Genomic DNA, 239 nt, shown 5'->3' on the forward strand with positions numbered 1-239 from the left:
GGGCCAGATGGCGGTCGGAGAATTCGACGATCTGCCGATCACCTTGGACGGTGACGCGGGTGATCAACCGTTCGGTGGACTGAGCGACCGCGACCAGGTCATCGTTGGACAGCCCGGTCAAATCATCGGTGGCCAACTCGTCCATCAGCGTGTGGGCGAGGGCGATTTTCTGGGTGGTCGACAACCCCGACACGTCGGGTAACGCGGTATCGACCATAATTGTCACCCCCCCGGCGCTA

General features: G+C 61.9%; 1 pseudogene. It reads right to left on the reverse strand.

The features are described from left to right. Positions 1-217, reverse strand: a pseudogene (locus B1964_RS29740) (HNH endonuclease); the annotation flags it as partial. Between the last annotated feature and the right edge of the window lie 22 nt (positions 218-239).

Source organism: Gordonia sp. i37, assembly GCF_002043085.1.
Lineage (GTDB): Bacteria > Actinomycetota > Actinomycetes > Mycobacteriales > Mycobacteriaceae > Gordonia > Gordonia polyisoprenivorans.